At 55.7% G+C, this 17748-nt stretch carries 16 protein-coding genes; 13 read left to right on the forward strand and 3 right to left on the reverse strand.

Going from position 1 to position 17748, the window contains the following annotated elements:
* Positions 1-536 precede the first annotated feature (536 nt).
* Together argJ and LJE94_11590 are read left to right on the forward strand one after the other, a co-directional pair.
* Positions 537-1712: a bifunctional glutamate N-acetyltransferase/amino-acid acetyltransferase ArgJ gene (gene argJ / locus LJE94_11585; GenBank protein MCG6910750.1), complete on the forward strand. Its 1176-nt coding sequence runs from the start codon at positions 537-539 to the stop codon at positions 1710-1712.
* 366 nt (positions 1713-2078) lie between these two features.
* Positions 2079-2774, forward strand: coding sequence for an rRNA pseudouridine synthase (locus tag LJE94_11590; GenBank protein ID MCG6910751.1), 696 nt, complete (start codon positions 2079-2081; stop codon positions 2772-2774).
* A gap of 76 nt (positions 2775-2850) precedes the next feature.
* Here LJE94_11590 and LJE94_11595 read toward each other — a convergent pair whose 3' ends face one another.
* The 3 genes from LJE94_11595 to LJE94_11605 all read right to left on the reverse strand — a co-directional run bounded on the left by LJE94_11595 (position 2851) and on the right by LJE94_11605 (position 6633).
* Complete coding sequence (locus LJE94_11595; GenBank protein ID MCG6910752.1) at positions 2851-3282, reverse strand: response regulator; 432 nt, start codon at positions 3280-3282, stop codon at positions 2851-2853.
* 418 nt (positions 3283-3700) lie between these two features.
* Positions 3701-5095, reverse strand: coding sequence for a sigma-54 dependent transcriptional regulator (locus LJE94_11600; protein ID MCG6910753.1), 1395 nt, complete (start codon positions 5093-5095; stop codon positions 3701-3703).
* Complete coding sequence (locus tag LJE94_11605; protein ID MCG6910754.1) at positions 5092-6633, reverse strand: PAS domain-containing sensor histidine kinase; 1542 nt, start codon at positions 6631-6633, stop codon at positions 5092-5094. The genes LJE94_11600 and LJE94_11605 overlap by 4 nt, the downstream gene beginning before the upstream one ends.
* Positions 6634-6905: 272 nt before the next feature.
* Between LJE94_11605 and LJE94_11610 the strand changes: the two genes are divergently transcribed.
* From LJE94_11610 to LJE94_11660, 11 genes are all read left to right on the forward strand, one after another.
* Positions 6906-8162: a TetR/AcrR family transcriptional regulator gene (locus LJE94_11610; protein MCG6910755.1), complete on the forward strand. Its 1257-nt coding sequence runs from the start codon at positions 6906-6908 to the stop codon at positions 8160-8162.
* A gap of 252 nt (positions 8163-8414) precedes the next feature.
* Positions 8415-9155 carry an SDR family oxidoreductase gene (locus tag LJE94_11615; GenBank protein MCG6910756.1) on the forward strand — a complete coding sequence of 247 codons (741 nt, stop codon included), beginning with the start codon at positions 8415-8417 and terminating at the stop codon, positions 9153-9155.
* Between the two features lie 9 nt (positions 9156-9164).
* Positions 9165-9989, forward strand: a complete 825-nt coding sequence (locus LJE94_11620) for an enoyl-CoA hydratase/isomerase family protein (GenBank protein MCG6910757.1) — start codon at positions 9165-9167, stop codon at positions 9987-9989.
* Positions 9986-10561 carry a flavodoxin family protein gene (locus LJE94_11625; protein MCG6910758.1) on the forward strand — a complete coding sequence of 192 codons (576 nt, stop codon included), beginning with the start codon at positions 9986-9988 and terminating at the stop codon, positions 10559-10561. Before LJE94_11620 ends, LJE94_11625 begins: the two co-directional genes overlap by 4 nt.
* Before the next feature lie 50 nt (positions 10562-10611).
* On the forward strand, positions 10612-12129 hold the full coding sequence (locus tag LJE94_11630; GenBank protein MCG6910759.1) for a long-chain fatty acid--CoA ligase: 1518 nt from the start codon (positions 10612-10614) through the stop codon (positions 12127-12129).
* Positions 12130-12260: 131 nt separating this feature from the next.
* A complete protein-coding gene (locus LJE94_11635; protein ID MCG6910760.1) occupies positions 12261-13424 on the forward strand; it encodes a substrate-binding domain-containing protein in 1164 nt (387 codons plus the stop codon).
* A gap of 117 nt (positions 13425-13541) precedes the next feature.
* Complete coding sequence (locus LJE94_11640) at positions 13542-14333, forward strand: ABC transporter ATP-binding protein (GenBank protein ID MCG6910761.1); 792 nt, start codon at positions 13542-13544, stop codon at positions 14331-14333.
* Positions 14326-15039, forward strand: coding sequence for an ABC transporter ATP-binding protein (locus LJE94_11645; GenBank protein MCG6910762.1), 714 nt, complete (start codon positions 14326-14328; stop codon positions 15037-15039). Before LJE94_11640 ends, LJE94_11645 begins: the two co-directional genes overlap by 8 nt.
* Positions 15040-15180: 141 nt before the next feature.
* Positions 15181-16170 (forward strand): branched-chain amino acid ABC transporter permease, encoded by a 990-nt coding sequence (locus LJE94_11650; protein ID MCG6910763.1) that lies wholly within the window; start codon positions 15181-15183, stop codon positions 16168-16170.
* Positions 16171-16182: 12 nt separating this feature from the next.
* On the forward strand, positions 16183-17271 hold the full coding sequence (locus LJE94_11655) for a branched-chain amino acid ABC transporter permease (protein MCG6910764.1): 1089 nt from the start codon (positions 16183-16185) through the stop codon (positions 17269-17271).
* A 189-nt stretch (positions 17272-17460) separates the two neighbouring features.
* Positions 17461-17748 (forward strand): hypothetical protein (locus LJE94_11660; protein ID MCG6910765.1); only part of this gene is annotated, 288 nt, incomplete at its 3' end.

Here is a 17748-nt window from a genome sequence, read left to right on the forward strand (position 1 = left end):
ACCCCAGCGTTGCAAAAGCCTGAGGGCTTCAGAGTCAAGGCGTCTGAGGGTGAAGTCGTAGTGTTTTACTTCGAACCCTCAGCAACGCGGAATCTGAAGTCCTCAGGCTTTCCCGCAGGGTAAACAACATGGTAAAATAGACACAATCCTGAGAATTCACTTTATGTTGCATCCAGAAAGTAGCGCTGTCTATTTGATATCCATTGTAATAACAGACCATTATATACACTTTGCCATGTTGTTTATGCAACTATGGGGTAAAGTTAGACCAATCGCTAAAGTCTGTCAAACCTGATTTCCTGCTGATGCAGGTTTTGAGAGCCGCTTTACTTGAATTTTAAATAATACTTTCATATATACATATAAATTCGCTTGAAACGAATTTATTCTAAGCGACCGCGTCGCTATTATACTACGGACCTGTATGCATAACCAAGGAGTCGCGTTGTCGTACCGTTCTGTGGTAGAAGACCCGTTAGATATTGGGGCCCGATATCACCGATATTGGCGATAGGAGAATATCTGTCATGCAACCCATCACCTGTCCAGGGTTCAAAGCCGCCGGCACGCATGCCGGCCTCAAGAAAAATGGAGAAAAAGACCTGGGGTTGATCTTTTCGGACGTACCCGCCGCTGCCGCCGGTGTCTTCACCACCAACCGGGTCAAGGCGGCGCCCGTGCTGCTCGACATGGAACGGATCAAAAGCGGGACCGCCCGGGCGATCATCGCCAACAGCCGCAACGCCAACTGCTGTACCGGCGCCCGGGGCATGCAGGATGCGCTGGCCATGGGGAAAGCCGCGTCCGCCGCTCTCGGAATAGACGAAAAAGAGGTCATGGTGGCATCTACCGGCGTCATCGGTACGCCGCTGCCCGTCGGCAAGATCGTGACGGCCGCACCCGGACTGGCTGCAGCGCTGTCATCGGAGGGTTTCATGGATTGCGCCCGGGCCATGATGACCACCGACACCGTGCCCAAGCTCGTTCATCGCCGGGGGGAGCATGCCGGCAAGGCCTTCAATGTGGTCGGTCTGGCCAAAGGCTCGGGCATGATCGCCCCCAACATGGCCACCATGCTGTGCTTCGTGTGCACCGATATCGGTGCCGATCCCGGCAGTCTCAAAACGATGCTGGTAACATCCGTGAACAACTCGTTGAACACCATCATCATCGACGGCGACACCAGCACCAACGACACCACCCTTATTCTGGCCAACGGCCTTTCCGGCATATCCCTGGAAACCCCGGCCTTAAAAGCCTCGTTTCAGCGGGTTCTGGACGATGTCCTGATCACTCTCGCACGGGCGTTGGTCAAGGACGGCGAAGGAGCCACCAAGGTGGTCCAAATCGATGTCAGAGGCGCCGTGACATCGGCGGATGCCAGGACGGTTGCCGAAACCGTTGCCAATTCCCCGCTGGTTAAAACCGCCGTTTTCGGACAGGACGCCAACTGGGGAAGAATCGCCGCCGCCGCGGGAAGAGCCGGCATACCGCTGGACCCGGACCGCCTGGACATATTTTTCAACGACGTACAGATTGTTTCCCAGGGGTTGAGCCGCGGCGATCGGGCTGAAGCGGCCGCCACAACCGTACTGAAACTGCCCGAATTTTCTATCACCATCGATCTCAACGGCGGTCCTGGCGAAGCCTCCGTGCTGACATGTGATTTTTCCATCGACTACGTAAAAATCAACGCCGACTACCGCTCCTAATCGATGTTCCCGGTCATCGTCGATGACCGGGGGCATCGATCGGTTTACGCGGCTTCGCCGCTTTTTTGCAAGTTATCTGATCCGTCGGGGTATTTTTTTCCGTCATCCCCGAGAAGGCGGGATTCCGGAAAGCGATTGGCTATATGCCCTGGTTCCCCGCTTTCGCGGGGATGACAAAGGCTTTAAGCTAAAACTCCCCGACCCTTCCATTTAAACAGGGTCCCAGGGACCGAGGATTCAAGGGGTCGGGTGGGAAAAAGCCCATAGCTGATAGCAAGCGATGAGCTATGACCTGTCAGCTATCAGCTCATCGCCGTTCCACTTGGATCCTCGAACCCTGGAATCCTTGAATTCTTGGGTGCAAATATGCAACCAGTAAGACTTCAAAAATTTCTCTCAATGGCCGGGTTCTGTTCGCGGCGCAAAGGCGAGGTGTTCATCACCCAGGGACGGGTCAAGGTCAACGGGCAGACCGTCACGGAGTTGGGGACCAAAATCGATCCCGCCAACGACCGGGTGGAAGTCGATGGGCAAAAGCTGAGGCGGCAGGAAGAGCGAATCTACATCGCCCTGAACAAACCCAGAGGCTACGTAACCTCCTGCGCGCAGGACGACGCATCCATCGTTACCGATCTTATCGACATTCCCCAGCGCGTCTATCCCATCGGCCGCCTGGACAAGGACTCGACCGGCCTGCTGCTTTTAACCAACGACGGCGCCCTGCACCACCGCCTGCTCCATCCCTCATTCGACCACGAAAAGGAGTATGTGGTCACTACGGCCAGGCCCGTCTCATCGAAATCCATTGCCGCCATGCGGGCGGGCATGGTCATTCAAGGCGAGAAAACCAGACCCGCCAGGGTCAAAAAAATGTCTAGCCACCGCCTGTCGATTCAGCTCAAGGAGGGCAAAAACCGGCAGATTCGCCGCATGATCAGGAAGGGAAACAACCATGTCACCCGTCTGAAAAGAATCCGCGTTGCCGGCATCCACCTGGGCGACCTCCCCGAAGGATCCTGGCGGTATCTCACGGAAAAGGAAATCCTGTCACTCGAGGGCTGAACCACACCGACATGTCGACCGGAGATGCTTTCCGCCTCTTTCTAACTTTAATCGCCTTTTCTTCAAGTGTAAGTGTTTACCTGTCAACCTTTTTGACTGTGGCAATCAGCCCGGCCAGTGTGCCGGCCAGGTCCAGGACCGTAAACGGCTTTTCCACAAATTCGTGAATGCCCAGGTTGCCCTTGTCTTCGAGTTCGTTCGCCTGCACATTGCCGGAAATCAAAACACGAACGCTGCCCGGCCGGAATGCGTCAGTGGCTTTGAGAAACTCCATACCGTTCATCCCGGAAAGCGTGTAATCGCTGACGATGATGTCGAAGTGCTCCCGCTTCAACGCCTCCATGCCCTCCTCCGCGCTTTCCACGGTTCTGATCGTGCAGCCGCGGCTGGTAAAGGCCAGGTCGAGAGAGTCGCGGATGAGTCCATCGTCGTCCACCAACAGCGTTTTCTTGGTTTTCAATGTTTCAAAAGGGTCCATGTTCAGCCTTTTCTTCCTTGTGATAGCCATTTTATTTTGCTAAAAGTGTGCCAATTTTCAAAAATAACTTATTTTCTTTTTATTACTGTCAGTTAACTATTTATTCCTCAAGGCAACACCCCTGCGGTTTTATTTGCCCTGGCGTTTTTCACGCATTTGGTTGGGGGATATGACCCAATTGGGGGAAATGGCACAGAAATCAACCGCCTTCGGCTAAAACCGGAGGCTTGAAGGATTCAGGGGCAGGGAATGAAAATTTCTCACGGCAAGCCACCGGGTGTCGTCCGATCGAACAGCGCCATCCAAATCGTCATCGCCATCGAAAACGAAACGCCCCATTCCCGATTTCGATGGCGATTTGGATTTCGATTGGGAACCGCAGCAGGTTTAAGGTGAATTAACCTTTAACAGAGATCAAAAATTGAAGTCGTTCCCATTAGATGAGGGATTATCGATCGTCAAGGCATTTTTTTCTGCGATACCTGAACTTGTCCCGCGATAGGCCCAACAGCTTGGCCGCACGGCTCTCGTTGCCTCCGGCCATTTCAAGGGCGTCTGTAAAATACCTTCTTTCAATGGAAGCCATGAGGGCGGAGAAATCGACACCGTCGGCAGTCAGCCGCGGCATGGCGCCCTCACCCGATGCCGTTGCGGTTGCAGGTGCCGCCGGCGGTCGCCCTCTCAGATTCAGGTGCTCCGGCGTCAGTTCCACACCCTCCCCCATCAAAACCGCGCGTTCCATGATGTTCTTCAGTTCGCGAACATTGCCGGTCCATTCATGGGACTTCAGGGCCGTTTCCGCCGGCAGCGAAATGCGGTTGAACGACTTGCCGAACTTTTTGTTGAACTCTAGCAGAAAATGCTTGGCGATCAGCAGGATGTCCTCCCGGCGCTCGTTGAGGGAAGGCACCTCGATCTTGACCACCGCCAGCCGGAAGTAAAGGTCCTCCCGGAAATTGCCGTCCGAAATCATCCCGGGAAGCCCCCGGTTAGTAGCCGAAACCACCCTGGGCCGCACGGATCGCTTCCGGGTGCCCCCCACCCGGTAGTACTCGCCATCCTCCAAAAACCGCAGGAGTTTTGCCTGGGCGGACATGCTCAGGTCACCGACCTCGTCCATAAAAAGGGTTCCGTCAGCCGCCTGCTCCACGAGCCCCTGCTTCCCCCTGGCGTCGGCACCGCTGAAGGCGCCCTTCTCATATCCGAAAAGCTCGCTTTCGACGAGTTCCTTGGGTATGGCGGCGCAGTTCATGCTCACCAGCGGCCCCTTGAAAAGCGGGCTGCGGTAGTGAATCGCCTTGGCAATCAGTTCCTTGCCCGTACCGGTTTCCCCGACAATCAGCACCGGGGTGTCCGGGCTGGCCGCGACCTTTTTGACCACTTCCATCACATCCTGAACGACATTGCTCTCACCGATGAAGCAGGGAAGATTTTCCTTGAGAACCTTTTCGTGCAGTCCCTGGATCTCTTTGCGCATGGCAATCGTCTCCAGGGCGTTTTTGATGTTGCCGAGCAGTGTTTCCATTTTAAGCGGCTTGACCATGTAATCGAAAGCGCCCAGCCTCATGGCCTTGATTACCGTGTCGACATCCTCGAACGCGGTGATCATGATGACCACGATGTCCGGGTAGCGGGATTTCATGGCTTGAAGCGCCTCGACACCGCTCATCCCGGGAAGCCCGATGTCCATGAGCACAAGATCCGGCACACGCTCCTCCAGAGCGTCGATGGCCGCTTCCGCGGATTCGAAGCTCCGGACCCGGTACTCCCGGTTGAGGGCCAGAGACACGCCTTCTCTAGCCACCTCCTCATCATCGACAATAAAAATCGAGTAGTCGGTCATCGCGGATACATCCTTTTCTCCACAGGCAGATCAACGACGAATTCCGCACCGTCCCATTCGCTGCGACCGACCGTAATGGTGCCCCCGTGATCGACCACGATTCTCTGGGCGATGCTGAGTCCGATTCCCGACCCGTCGGACCGGGTTGTAAAAAACGGATCGAAAATTTTATCCGCCATGTCTTCGGGAATGCCGGGCCCCGAGTCCGACACGCTCACACACACCCTGTTTTTGGCGGCATATGAAGCGACACGGATGCGTTTATCCGCCCCCCCCCTTTCCACGGCAACGGCGGCGTTGTTGATCAGGTTGAGGGCTACCTGCTCCATCAGGTGTGTGTCGCCGTAGCATAGGGGCAGGGAACCCTGCAGATCCTTTTCTATGGCGATGCCTTTTTTGCGCACGGCCACCGCCGACAGGCCGATGGCTTCTTCGAGGGCGTCGTTGATCCTGATCATTGCCATTTTCGGTTTGCTGGGTTTTGAAAAGTCCAGAACCCTCTTGATTACCGTTTCGATCTTGTTGGAAGCCACCTGGATCTGCGAGGTGATGCGCCGGATCAATTCGAGACCCTCGGGTGCCAGGCTGTCGCCGGATGCGAGATCCTCCAGGGTGAAGAGATAGGAGTTGATGCCGGTCAGCGGGTTCCTGATCTCGTGGGCAATGCCTGCCGCCACCCTGCCCAGGGATGTCATCTTGTCCTTGATCATCACCAGGTCTTCCAATTCTCTGGCATGGGTAACGTCCATCATGTTCACCAAGATGGCTTCCTCGCCCTTGTGGCGGTAGGCGCTCGCCCGGCACTGGACTGATTTGGCCACCGGCTTACCGTTTTCGCGGTCCGGCATGACCAATCTAAAACTGAAATCCGCCGTGCGTATTTTTTTCTTCAGCAGGCCTTCATACACCTCTTTTACCTTTTTCAGGTCATGGGGATTCACACAACTGAAATCTTCCAGGGAAAACGGAGCATGCAGGTCTCGAAAAATCGCCTGTTGGGCGGGGTTCTGGTAAACCACCCGGTTGTTCTGGACAATCGCTATGCCCACCAAGGCGTTCGCCCCCATATTTGCCAGCCGCCCCTCGCTTTCCAAAAGGGCAATCTCCGACCGTTTGTGGGCATGGACCAGGCGGTTGTATTCCAGCGCATTCCGCACGGCGGTCTCGATCTCCTCGGCTCGATACGGCTTTCGTAAAAACCCGTGGAGCCTGAATGGCAGTTCCCCATCCCGGGTTCCTGCCGCCTCGGCACCGCCGCTGGTTTCCGTTCCATGTGCGGAACCGCCCTCGTTGATAAGAAGGAACAGCGCATCCGGACAAAGGGCGGCCACATCGGCGGCACCCTGCCCGCCGCGCGCAGCACAGGTCAACCGGTCCAGCACAACGAGGTCGATGGCGTGTCGCCTTGCCTCGTCCAGCGCCGCGCGGCAATCTGCCGCCAAATACACCTCCATGGGAGACGAGGCGGTCAGCAGTCTCACCTGCTCCGCCAGGCTCGGTTCATCTCCGATGATCAGTATGTTCTGATTTTCCGGCATATGTCTTGCTCCTGCCTAACCCGGATAAACGGGAAACACGAATATCTAATATCAAAATTCTAAACAAATTCAAATATCAAATGACCTGATGACAAAAACTGAAACCCAGCCATCGACGGCATACATCTATCGTTGGCTCATTTGAATTTCGGCCATTCCCCGTTTACGGCAACAATTTAAGTTGCATGTGGAAAAAATCTGATATATGAGAATTATGACAGTTGATTCACTTCTTGGTTATTTCAAAGTGCTGACATGTTCGCCGTGACCTGATGAAGCCAACACACGACAATCCGCCCAAACCGGTGCTCTCCAAGGGCATGCAGACACGTGCCTCCATTCTGGAAGCCGCGCAAAACGTATTCAAAACAAGCGGTTACTACGGGTCTTCGGTTTCCGAAATCACCAGGCAGGCCGATCTTTCCATGGGGACCTTTTATCAATACTTCAAAAACAAGGAGCAGTTGTTCATCGAACTCACCGACCAGGTCGTGGCCGACTTTCTGGAAAAAGCGCAAGCCACGGCACGTTCGGGCACCGGTTTCGATGCGAGGCTGAAAAACATTGTCAATTTATGCCTGCTGCACACCAAGGAAAATTTCGATTTTCACCGCATACTGGGTGAATCGGAACTCACCGACCGGGTCACCATCGGGTACTATGAATCCATTGTCAGGTATTTCCGTGACTTTTTCAGGGAGGAAATTCGCGCGGGCAACGTCAAACCACTGGACCCCAACATGGTGGCCTACGGGCTTGTCGGCACCTGCGATTTCATCACCATGGATTGGGGCGAGCCTGAAACGGACTTCGATTCCGGCCAGGCCGTCACCCTGATTGCCGATATCCTCAAAAAAGGTATCGGGGGGACGGCCCCCTGGCGGCGGCACCCCGGCTGGGAACAAATGACCCTTCCCGATCCGACACCGTTGAACACCGTGGAAAAGCACCCCCTTACCAAAGGGCAGAAAACGCGCCACGCCCTTCTCAGGGCGGCGGAAAAGGTTTTCGGAACGCACGGGGTCAACCACGCCAATATTTCCGAAATCACCCGTCAAGCCGGTGTCGCCCAGGGCACTTTCTATGTCCATTTTAAAAGCAAAGCTGACTTGGTGGAAGGCTTTGTCAAGTATATCAACCGCCATCTCAGGCGCGAAATCCAGCGCACCGTCGGCACGCACCTCGACCGGCGGGATGCCGAGTGGATGGGCATGCTGGCCTTCTTCCGTTTTTTAACCCGTCACCGCTCCATTTACCGGGTGGTACCGGAATTCGAAATCATCGGGCACGAACTTGGTCTCTGGTACTATAAAAAACTGGCCGAAGGATATGCGGCAGGCTTGGAAAAGGGGATCGCACGCCGGGAGATCAGGCGATTCCCGGCCGTCTTTTTATCCCGTTATCTCATGGGGGTTTCCCATTTCATCGGTTTGAAGTGGATTGTATGGGGCAGTGCGGTCAACCCGGAGCTACCCCCCTCGCTGTTCAAGGATATCCGTGAATTGATCCTGTTCGGGTTGGCAAAATAAATCTTCTTGCGCTACTTTTGAAAAGATCGTAACAATCTGCCTGCATATCATTTACAGTTGTAAACCGTTATCAGCACATTCTTGCGCATGAAATTTACGGTCCCATAAACAACAAAACAAGATAAACCTCTCGGCGGGCAATAAACCTTATTTCTGGTATCGGTTCCGAAAATTTATTTCTTGACAATGCACGGACTTCCTTTTAATAAAACTGACAAGTGATTCATATTTCATATCTGGGGCCATTAACCATTGACCAACAAAAAAAATGCACTGATCATCGGCGGTGGTTCGGGTATGGGTCGCGCTGCGGCGGAAGCGCTCCTGCACGAAGGGTATCGGGTTCACGCGGCCGATCTATCCCGGGAAGCGTGCCGGGAGTGGATTGACGCTCTGGGAGCCCGGGATGAAGACGCCAGGGCCTATCACGTGGACATTTCCAGCAGTGCATCCGTGACCGCCCTTTTTTCAACCATAAAAAAACAGGCCCAACGGCTGGACCTGATGGTTCACGCCGCCGGTATCCTGGGAAACACCGCCTTCATCGAAGACATGGGCGACGATGAATGGCGGCGGATGATGGGTGTGAATCTGGATGGCGTTTTTTTCTGTTGCCGGGAAGCGGTCCGATGGATGAAAACCTGCGAGTCAGGCCGCATTATCCTGTTCAGTTCGGTAGCCGCCCTGACCCCGACGCCCGGCGCCCTTCACTACAGCGCGGCCAAAGGCGGGGTCAACATGCTGGGCAGAACCCTGGCCAAGGAGGTCGCCAGGCACAACATTCAGGTCAACATCATTGCCCCGGGTTATATCGAAACCCCCATGCTGAAACAAATGCCGGAAGGCTTTTTGAAACACATTCTTAAAAATACCCCCCAGGGCCGGTTGGGGACACCGGTCGAAATAGCGGCCCTGGTGTCGTTTCTGGCCTCGGACGAAGCGGGCTTTTTCACAGGGCAGGTGTTCAGCCCCAACGGTGGGCTGGTAATTTAGCGAGGGATCATGACCGACGCGTATTCACGACTGATCGTTGAACATGACGGCGACTTCCAGCAAGTCACCGTCAACCGTCCCGGCGACCGCAATTCCATCGATTCCCGGCTGATGGACGAAATCATACAGATGCTGGACAAGGCCGAAACAACGGATGCCAGGGTCGTTGTTTTCAGCGGCGCAGGGAACACCTATTTTATCGGCGGCGCCGACGGCATCGAGATGATGCAATGCGATCCGGACAGCGCCGGGACCTTCTCAAAAAAAATTCAGGACCTTTTCAACCGCATGGAGGCAAGCCCGCTCATCCTTGTCGCGGCCATCGACGGACTCTGCTTCGGAGGAGGCTTCGAGTTTGCCCTGGCCTGCGATTTCCGCATTGCAACGGCGACATCCCGCATCGGCCTCCCGGAAGTGAAGGTGGGCCTCATCCCCGGCGGCGGCGGGACCCAAAGGCTGCCGAGACTGGTGGGGACGGGCAAGGCCATGCAGATGATCCTGAGCGGCAAGCTGTACCCCGGAAAAGAGGCGTATCAGGAGGGGTTGATCCATCTCTGTGTTCCGGAAAACGAACTGGCCTCCGCCTGTAGAGATTTCATGACGCCTTTCCTGAAACGCCCGCAGCACGCCCTTTCCCAGGCCAAACTGGCTGTAAAGTCGTCACAGAACAACGATTTCAGCAAAGGGCTGCGGGCCGAAACCGCTGCCTTTCGGCATTGTTTCGAAAAACCGTTCTTCAGGCAACTGATGTGCCGGCAACTGGAGGGGGGAGATCTGGAAACGACCGTGGAAATGCCCGCCGGCCTCTGCTCGGAAAAAAAGGAGGAAGCATGAAAGTTCTCGGAATAGCGGGAAGTCTGCGCGCTAAAAGCAACACCCTCCAATACGTCGACACGGCGCTCAAGGTGGTGGAAACCCAGGGGATCGAAACCGAGTTGATATCCTTGAGAGGCAAGGAAATCAAACCCTGCAACGGTTGCTACGACTGCGTTGAGAAAGGTCGTTGCACGATCAAGAACGACGACTTTGACGACATCATCGCCAAAATGAAAGCTGCCGAAGGCCTGATACTGGGCTCGCCGGTCTACCTGAGTTCCGTGGTTCCCCAGATGATGTCGCTGCTTGCCAGAGCCACTTTCGTGGCCTACTGGAACGATAAATTTTTTACGGGGAAAGTCGGCGGGCCGGTAACCGTGGCCAGGCGGGCCGGCCACTGCATGGCCTTTTCCCAACTGCTGCTCTGGTTTTTTCTCAACGGGGTTACCGTGCCGGGCTCCACCTACTGGAACGTGGGTATGGCCGGAACCGGGGGAGCCAGAGATGCGGATAAAGACGAGGAGGGGCTGGCCACCGTCACGAACTTTGCCAACAACATGGTGGGGGTGATGCGGAAGGTTTACGCTTAACGCTACGTGCAGATTTGGGAATATAACACATTAGATATTGAGGAGCAACCATGACACTACCCGGCATTGGATCATGGCTGGAAAGGCGCGTGCTGCTGTCACCGGAAAAAGAAGCCGTCGTTGACGGTAGCAGAAGACTCTCCTATCGTCAGCTGAACCAGCGGACAGACCGCCTGGCCGGGGCCCTGACGGATCTCGGGCTCAACTATGGAGACCGCATCGCCATGCTGTCCCTCAACCGGCTGGAATTTATCGAAGTGATCATGGCCGCCGCCAAACTCGGGCTGATCCTCGTGCCGCTCAACTGGCGCCTGACCGCCCCGGAGCTCGCCTTTATCCTGGAGGACAGCCGGACGCAGACCCTCGTCTTCGACAGCGAGCTGACGGAGCTGGCCGGGGAGGTGCGTGAAAGCGTACCTTTGCTGCGGGTCGTCGCGATCGGTGCCGGTGCACACGCGGGCCTTTACGACTACGAGGCCCTTCTCGCGGACCGTGGCGACAAGAAACTTTCACCCGAGAAAGCGCCCGATCTGGATACCCCCCACATCATCATGTATACCGCCGGCACCACCGGCAGACCCAAGGGAGCCATTCTCACCCAGGGAGCCAGCTTCTGGAATGCCGTCAACCTCTACACGGCCATCGATTTCACCTCCCGGGATCGCAACCTGGTGGTGCTGCCCATGTTCCACATCGGCGGCATCGGGCTGTTCATGCTTCCCATGCTCTACGTGGGGGGAACGGCCGTCGTTCAACGCACCTTCGATCCCGAAAAAACGTTTCGACTGCTGGAGGAGGAAGCCATTTCTCTTTTCTTCGGGGTGCCCGCCATTTTTCTTGCCTTGATACAGCACCCCGGCTTCAGGTCCGAAAGTTTCCAAAATCTCCGCCTGGTGATGAGCGGCGGCGCGCCGCTGCCGGTCAGCCTTGTCCAACAGTACCACGATGCCGGCATCGCCCTGCAGCAAGGCTTCGGTATGAGTGAGGCCGCTCCCAGCATTGCCACCCTGAAAAAAGAATTGGCCCTCTCAAAGGCGGGCTCCATCGGCCGGGCCGTGTTCCACCTCGATGCCCGCATCGTTGACGACAACATGCGTGAACTTCCCAGCGGTCAGGTCGGTGAACTGGTAATCCGCGGCCCCAACCTGATGCAGGGCTACTGGAACCGGCCGGAGGCAACCGAGGAGGCTTTCGCCGGGGGCTGGTTTCATACCGGGGACCTCGCGAGAATGGATCCGGACGGTGACATGACCATCGTCGAACGCAAAAAGGACATGTTCATTTCAGGAGGTGAAAACGTTTACCCGGCCGAAGTGGAAAACGCCATCTACGAACTGCCGCAGGTGGCGGAAAATGCCGTGGTCGGCATTGCCGACGAACGCTGGGGGGAGGTCGGCCGGGCCTTCGTGGTGCTGAAACCGGACCAACTGCTGGATGAAAAGGAGATTGGCGACCATCTCAAGAAACGACTGGCCAAGTACAAGATACCCAAACAGATAACCTTTATCGATCAGCTCCCGCGCAACGCCGCCGGCAAGGTGCTGAAAACCGTATTGCGGAAGCAGTGAATAGAAAAACCACTTTGTGCCCTTTGTGCCTTTGTGGTTAACACTGATTTAACCGATAGCGTGGCATTGTCAACAACCAACAGAAGGAGGAAAAAATGAAAAAAGGTCTCTTGTTTAGCACCATTGTTTGTATGTTCATCGTAGCGGGCCTCGTCCTGACATCCCCGGCATTTGCCGCCGGACCCATCAAGATCGGGATCATTCAGGGGTTGAGCGGGCCATATGAAATTTACGGCAAGGCCGAGGTCACCGGCTTCAAAATGGGACTGGAGTGGGCCACCAACGGCACCAACAAGATTCTCGGCCGGGATGTTGAACTGATCGTCGAGGACACCCAGCTCAAACCCGCCAATGGCAAGATGCTGCTGACCAAGCTGTACAGCGACGACAAGGTCGACATCGCCGTGGGACCCACCAGCAGCGGCGTGGCCCTGGCGTGCCTCCCGGTCGCCCAGGAATTCAAAAAGATATTGATCGTGGAACCGGCGGTCGCCGATTCCATCACCGGCAAGAACTGGAACCGCTACATTTTCCGGACCGGCCGCAACTCGGGCCAGGATGCCATCAGCAACGCCGTTGCAGTGGCCAAACCCGGCGTGAGCATTGCGACTATCGCCCAGGACTACGCTTTTGGCCGTGACGGTGTGGCCGCCTACAAGACAGCCGCCGAAAAGCTGGGCGCCAAGATCGTTCACGAAGAGTATGCCAACCCCAAAGCCACCGACTTCACGGCTGCCATCCAAAAGTGCATCAAGGCGCTCAAGGACAAGCCCGCGCCCAAATACGTGTTTGTCATCTGGGCCGGCAAGGGCGGACCCATCCCGCAATTGATCGCGAGTGGGCTGGACAAATACGGCATCGAGATTACCAGTGGCGGTAATGTCCTGGCAGCCCTGAAAGCCATGAAGCCGCTCAAGGGCATGAAAGGTTCCATCTACTACTACTATGAAAACCCGGACAACCCGGTGAACGACTGGTTCGTCAAGGAGCACTACGCGCGCTTCGACGGACCGCCGGACTTCTTCACCTGCGGCGGGTTTGCAGCGGCCAGCGCCGTGGTCTCCGCCATCACCAAGGCCGGCGGCACCGACACCGAAAAGCTCATCGATGTCATGGAGGGCATGGTGTTCATGACCCCCAAGGGCACCATGATCTTCCGCAACGAAGACCACCAGGCCCTGCAGAACATGTTCGCCTTCGAACTGGGCGTCAGGGATGACGTGGAGTGGGCCGTTCCCAATTTGATCCGGGTGATGGGCCCCGCGGAAACGGCGCCCCCGATCCTGAACAAATAAGGATCTACCCTGGAACCACAAAGACACAAAGGGCACAAAGATTTCATTGCCCGTGCCCAGCGTGTCTTTGTGGTTGCAATCGGATTTGATATTTCCGCAAACAACAAGGTTTTCAGTATGAGCGACAACAATACCGTACCCATCATCGAAACCCCGATCATAGAAACCCGGGATCTGACCATCCGTTTTGGCGGGCACGTCGCCGTGGACCACGTGAACTTCAGCATGGAGCCGTTCACGCTCAAGTCCATCATCGGTCCTAACGGGGCCGGTAAAACGACCTTTTTCAACATGCTGACCGGCCAATACAAACCCACCGAAGGCAAAGTCTATTTGAAAGGCAGGGACGTCACCCAGTTGAAACCCGCCCAGCGGACCAAACTGGGCATGGGCCGCTCCTTTCAGCTGACCAACATCTTCCCGGAACTCACCGTACTGGAAAATGTCAGGGTCGCCGTGCAGTCCCGGGAAGGTTTCGGCTTCAACTTCTGGAAAAACTTCCGTCATTTTTGCCAATCCGAAGACGAAGCCTACGTCATTCTCCAGGAGGTCACGCTGCATGAAAAGTGGAAGGCCAAGTCGGCACAGCTGACCCACGGTGAAAAGCGCAAGCTGGAAATCGCCATCCTGCTGGCACTGAAGCCTGAGATCCTTTTTCTCGACGAACCCACCGCCGGCATGAGCCGGGAAGAGGTCCCCGCCATCCTGGAACTGCTGGAAAAAATCAAAGGCCGCAGGGATCGAAGCCTCTTGCTCGTCGAGCACAAAATGGACATGATCATGTCGCTCTCCGACACCATCATGGTGCTTCAGGAGGGCCGCCTGATCGCCGACGGCAACCCCGAAGAAATCTACAAGAGTGAGGCGGTCCAGGAGGCCTATCTTGGAGGAGGTGCGGTACGTGACTGACACACTATTGAAAGCCGAAGGGATCCACACCTTCATCGGACAGCACCACATCCTTCAAGGCGTCTCTTTTGAAGCCAAGACCGATGGGGTCACCGTACTCCTGGGACGCAACGGTGCCGGCAAGAGCACCACCCTCAAGACCATCATGGGGCTGCTTCCCGCCACCCGGGGGAAACTCATTTTCAAGGGACGGCCGATCCAATCGAAGAAGCCCCACCAGATCGCCCGCATGGGGATCGGTTTCGTCCCCGAAAACATGGGCATCTTTTCCGAACTCACGGTGGAAGAGAACATGCAGGTGGCCATGTTGAAGGATGACCTCGCTACCCGCAAGCGCCTGGAAGACATCCTGCAGATGTTCACGGCCCTGAAGGAGTTCTGGAAAACCAAGGCCGGCAACCTCAGCGGCGGCCAGAAACAGATGCTGAGCATTGCCCGGGCCATCGTCAACGAGACATCCCTTTTGTTGATCGACGAGCCCACCAAAGGACTGGCGCCCATCATCATCAACGCCCTGATACAAGCCATCAATCAGATCAAGCAGCACAGCGTCGTTCTCCTGGTGGAACAAAATTTCTACATGGCCAGCCAGGTGGGCGATCAGTTCTACATTCTCGACGACGGCCAGGTGGTCCACAGCGGCATGATGCAGGACCTGGTCGAAGACGAAGAACTGCAGAGCCGTTATCTGGGAATTACGAAATAAAATCGTGTACCACGATTTTATGAAACGCGACTGCGTCGCTCACATGCGAAAGGCCAAAAATCCAAATCGCTATTGAATGTATCCTGGGCTGCAAGCGGCACGGGACTCAAATTTAAGTGCAGAAAAAAGAGGTGCGTTGTCATGCACGAATCGATAATCACTAAACACGGCAGGGAAATGGCGATTGCAGGAACCGTCGTCCTCTTTCTGCTTCCTCTGCTGGGGATGGGGATGACCACCTATCTGACCCTCACCATTGCAGGCGTTGCCATGGGAATGATGATATTCCTGGTGGCATCGGGTCTGAGCCTCATTTTCGGCCTGATGGATGTCATCAACTTCGCCCACGGTGTCTGTTTTGCCTGGGGAGCCTATGTCGCCTTCAGCGTATTCAAAACTTTCGAAAACATGGTGGCAGCCGATTCCCTCGTGATGAACCTCGCGGTCTTTTTCATGGCCATAGCGGCTGCCGTCGTCGTTGTGGGAATTGTGGGCATCGTGGTGGAACGGGTTCTTGTCCGCAAGGTGTACGGTTCGCACCTGTTTCAGATCCTGATCACCTTCGGCGGCATGGTCGTGCTGCGTGAACTCATCCGGATCATCTGGGGACCCAACGACGAAGTCATGCCGGTCCCCACGAAATTTCAGGGCAACTGGAATATTTTCGACATCATCATCCTGAAGTACCCCATCTATGCCATTCTCCTTGGATTGGTGGTTTTCGTCCTCATTCAGCTCGCCCTCAAAAAGACGAAGCTGGGAAAAGTCGTCCGGGCCGGCGTGGAAGATCCGGACATGGTTCAGGCCATGGGACACAATATTTTCTTCTTATTCACCGGGGTTTTCGCCGCCGGAGCGGCCCTGGCCGCCATTGGCGGATTGGCCATGGCCATTTTCAGCCTGCAGGTCTATCCGGACATGGGGGACGCCTACCTCATTTTCGCCTTCATCGTTGTCATCATCGGCGGGTTGGGCAGCATCACCGGCTCCCTGGTGGGAGCCCTGATCGTGGGGCTCTCCTACAACTACGTGGCCTATCTGCTTCCGCCGGTTGCCGTCGGGGTCAACATCATGATCATGGTCCTTATACTTCTGATCAAACCAACGGGCCTGTTTGCCGCAGGAGAATAAAGGGGTACATACATGGCAAAACGAACACCAATCCAAATTTACCGCGCCCGGGAGAAATCCGCCCGCTTCATCCACCCGGCTTTCTATCTGAAAATCGCCATTCTGGCGATTTTCGTTGCGACGCCTTTTCTGTTTCCTTCATTCAAGTCCGTTGACCTGGGCTTGAAAATCATTATTTTCGCAACGCTGGTGGCCAGCTTTGACATCCTGCTGGGCTACACAGGGATCCTCTCCTTCGGCCACGTGATGTTTTTCGGGGTCGGCGCTTACAGCGTGGCCCTTATCCTGGGCAAATACGCCAGTTCCACCTACGCCTATCTTTTTCTGGGGTTCGTTATCGCCATCATCATCACCACGGCGCTGGCCCTTTTGATCAGCTTCCTTTCCCTCAGGGTTCAGGCCATCTTTTTTGCCATGGTCACCCTGGCCATAGCCGAATTCGCCATTATCCTGGCCACCAAGCTCAGCGGATTCACCGGGGGCGAAGACGGCATTATCATGAGCGCACCCGGTATCTTCAAGGTTTCCTTTAACCTGGGCAGCTTCATGGGGGTGGACATATCCGGCAGGATCATTACCTACTATTTCATCCTGATCGTCTGCCTGGCGCTGTTTCTGCTCATGGTCCGCTTCACCCAATCGCCGCTTGGAAGGGCCATTCAGGCCATCCGCGACAACGAATCCAGGGCCGAGGCGATCGGCTACAAGACCTTCGTTTTCAAAGCCACCTCCATTTGCTTCGGCTGCCTGGTAGCCACCATTCTGGGCGGACTCTACGTCATGTGGGTGGGCTATGCCAATCCGGAATCCGTGCTGGGGATCCCTATCATGCTGGACGTGCTTTTAATGGTGATCATCGGCGGTATGGGGACGCTGTACGGTGCCCTGGCAGGGGCCGGGTTCCTGCGCCTTGCATACTCTTTTCTGCCGGATCTCGAGAGCCTGGCCAAGCATCTCATGCCTAACCTGCACTTCGTGCACAGCATTATGGAGCGCTGGTTGCTGATCTTTGGCATCCTGTTCATCCTGGTTGTATTCTTCTTCCCCAAGGGCATTATCGGAACTGTTCAGGATCGTCTTAAAGCAGGGAAAACCACATGACCGGGGTTGATAGGCATAATTATACGAGCCATCGGGGTGTTTTTTCCGTCATTCCCGCGCAGAGCCTGCCCCGGAGTGATGTTGAGCTGGGGCGGGAATGACAAGGATTTTAAGCTAAAACTCCCCGACCCTTGAATTATACAGGACGTGAATCACACGGACAAATCCTAACTGGACGAGAAAACAACTATGACAGACACACAGCCCACCGCCGGCATTTTGAGCCTGGCCACCTACATCCCCAGAGCCTATCACGACGCCGACTACATCGCCGCCAACAGCGATACGCCCGCCGAGATCATCCGTACCAAGCTGGGATGGTACCAGAAGAATGTTCCCGGCCCCGGAGACGGCACCGTAGCCATGGGTATCAAGGCCGCCCGCAAGGCGCTCTACTACTCCGGCCTGAAAGCCGACGAGATCGATCTGGTGATCTGGAGCGGCGAAGAGATCAAAGAGTACCGCAACTGGCCGGTG

This window comes from Deltaproteobacteria bacterium (assembly GCA_022340465.1).
Classification (GTDB): domain Bacteria; phylum Desulfobacterota; class Desulfobacteria; order Desulfobacterales; family B30-G6; genus JAJDNW01.

Bases quoted from the DNA above. Each gene is read 5' to 3' on its own strand.
- LJE94_11590 (MCG6910751.1), top strand. From the start codon at position 2,079: ATGCAACCAGTAAGACTTCAAAAATTTCTCTCAATGGCCGGGTTCTGT.
- LJE94_11595 (MCG6910752.1), bottom strand. From the start codon at position 3,282: ATGGCTATCACAAGGAAGAAAAGGCTGAACATGGACCCTTTTGAAACA.
- LJE94_11600 (MCG6910753.1), bottom strand. From the start codon at position 5,095: ATGACCGACTACTCGATTTTTATTGTCGATGATGAGGAGGTGGCTAGA.
- LJE94_11605 (MCG6910754.1), bottom strand. From the start codon at position 6,633: ATGCCGGAAAATCAGAACATACTGATCATCGGAGATGAACCGAGCCTG.
- LJE94_11610 (MCG6910755.1), top strand. From the start codon at position 6,906: ATGAAGCCAACACACGACAATCCGCCCAAACCGGTGCTCTCCAAGGGC.
- LJE94_11620 (MCG6910757.1), top strand. From the start codon at position 9,165: ATGACCGACGCGTATTCACGACTGATCGTTGAACATGACGGCGACTTC.
- LJE94_11625 (MCG6910758.1), top strand. From the start codon at position 9,986: ATGAAAGTTCTCGGAATAGCGGGAAGTCTGCGCGCTAAAAGCAACACC.
- LJE94_11630 (MCG6910759.1), top strand. From the start codon at position 10,612: ATGACACTACCCGGCATTGGATCATGGCTGGAAAGGCGCGTGCTGCTG.
- LJE94_11635 (MCG6910760.1), top strand. From the start codon at position 12,261: ATGTTCATCGTAGCGGGCCTCGTCCTGACATCCCCGGCATTTGCCGCC.
- LJE94_11640 (MCG6910761.1), top strand. From the start codon at position 13,542: ATGAGCGACAACAATACCGTACCCATCATCGAAACCCCGATCATAGAA.
- LJE94_11650 (MCG6910763.1), top strand. From the start codon at position 15,181: ATGCACGAATCGATAATCACTAAACACGGCAGGGAAATGGCGATTGCA.
- LJE94_11655 (MCG6910764.1), top strand. From the start codon at position 16,183: ATGGCAAAACGAACACCAATCCAAATTTACCGCGCCCGGGAGAAATCC.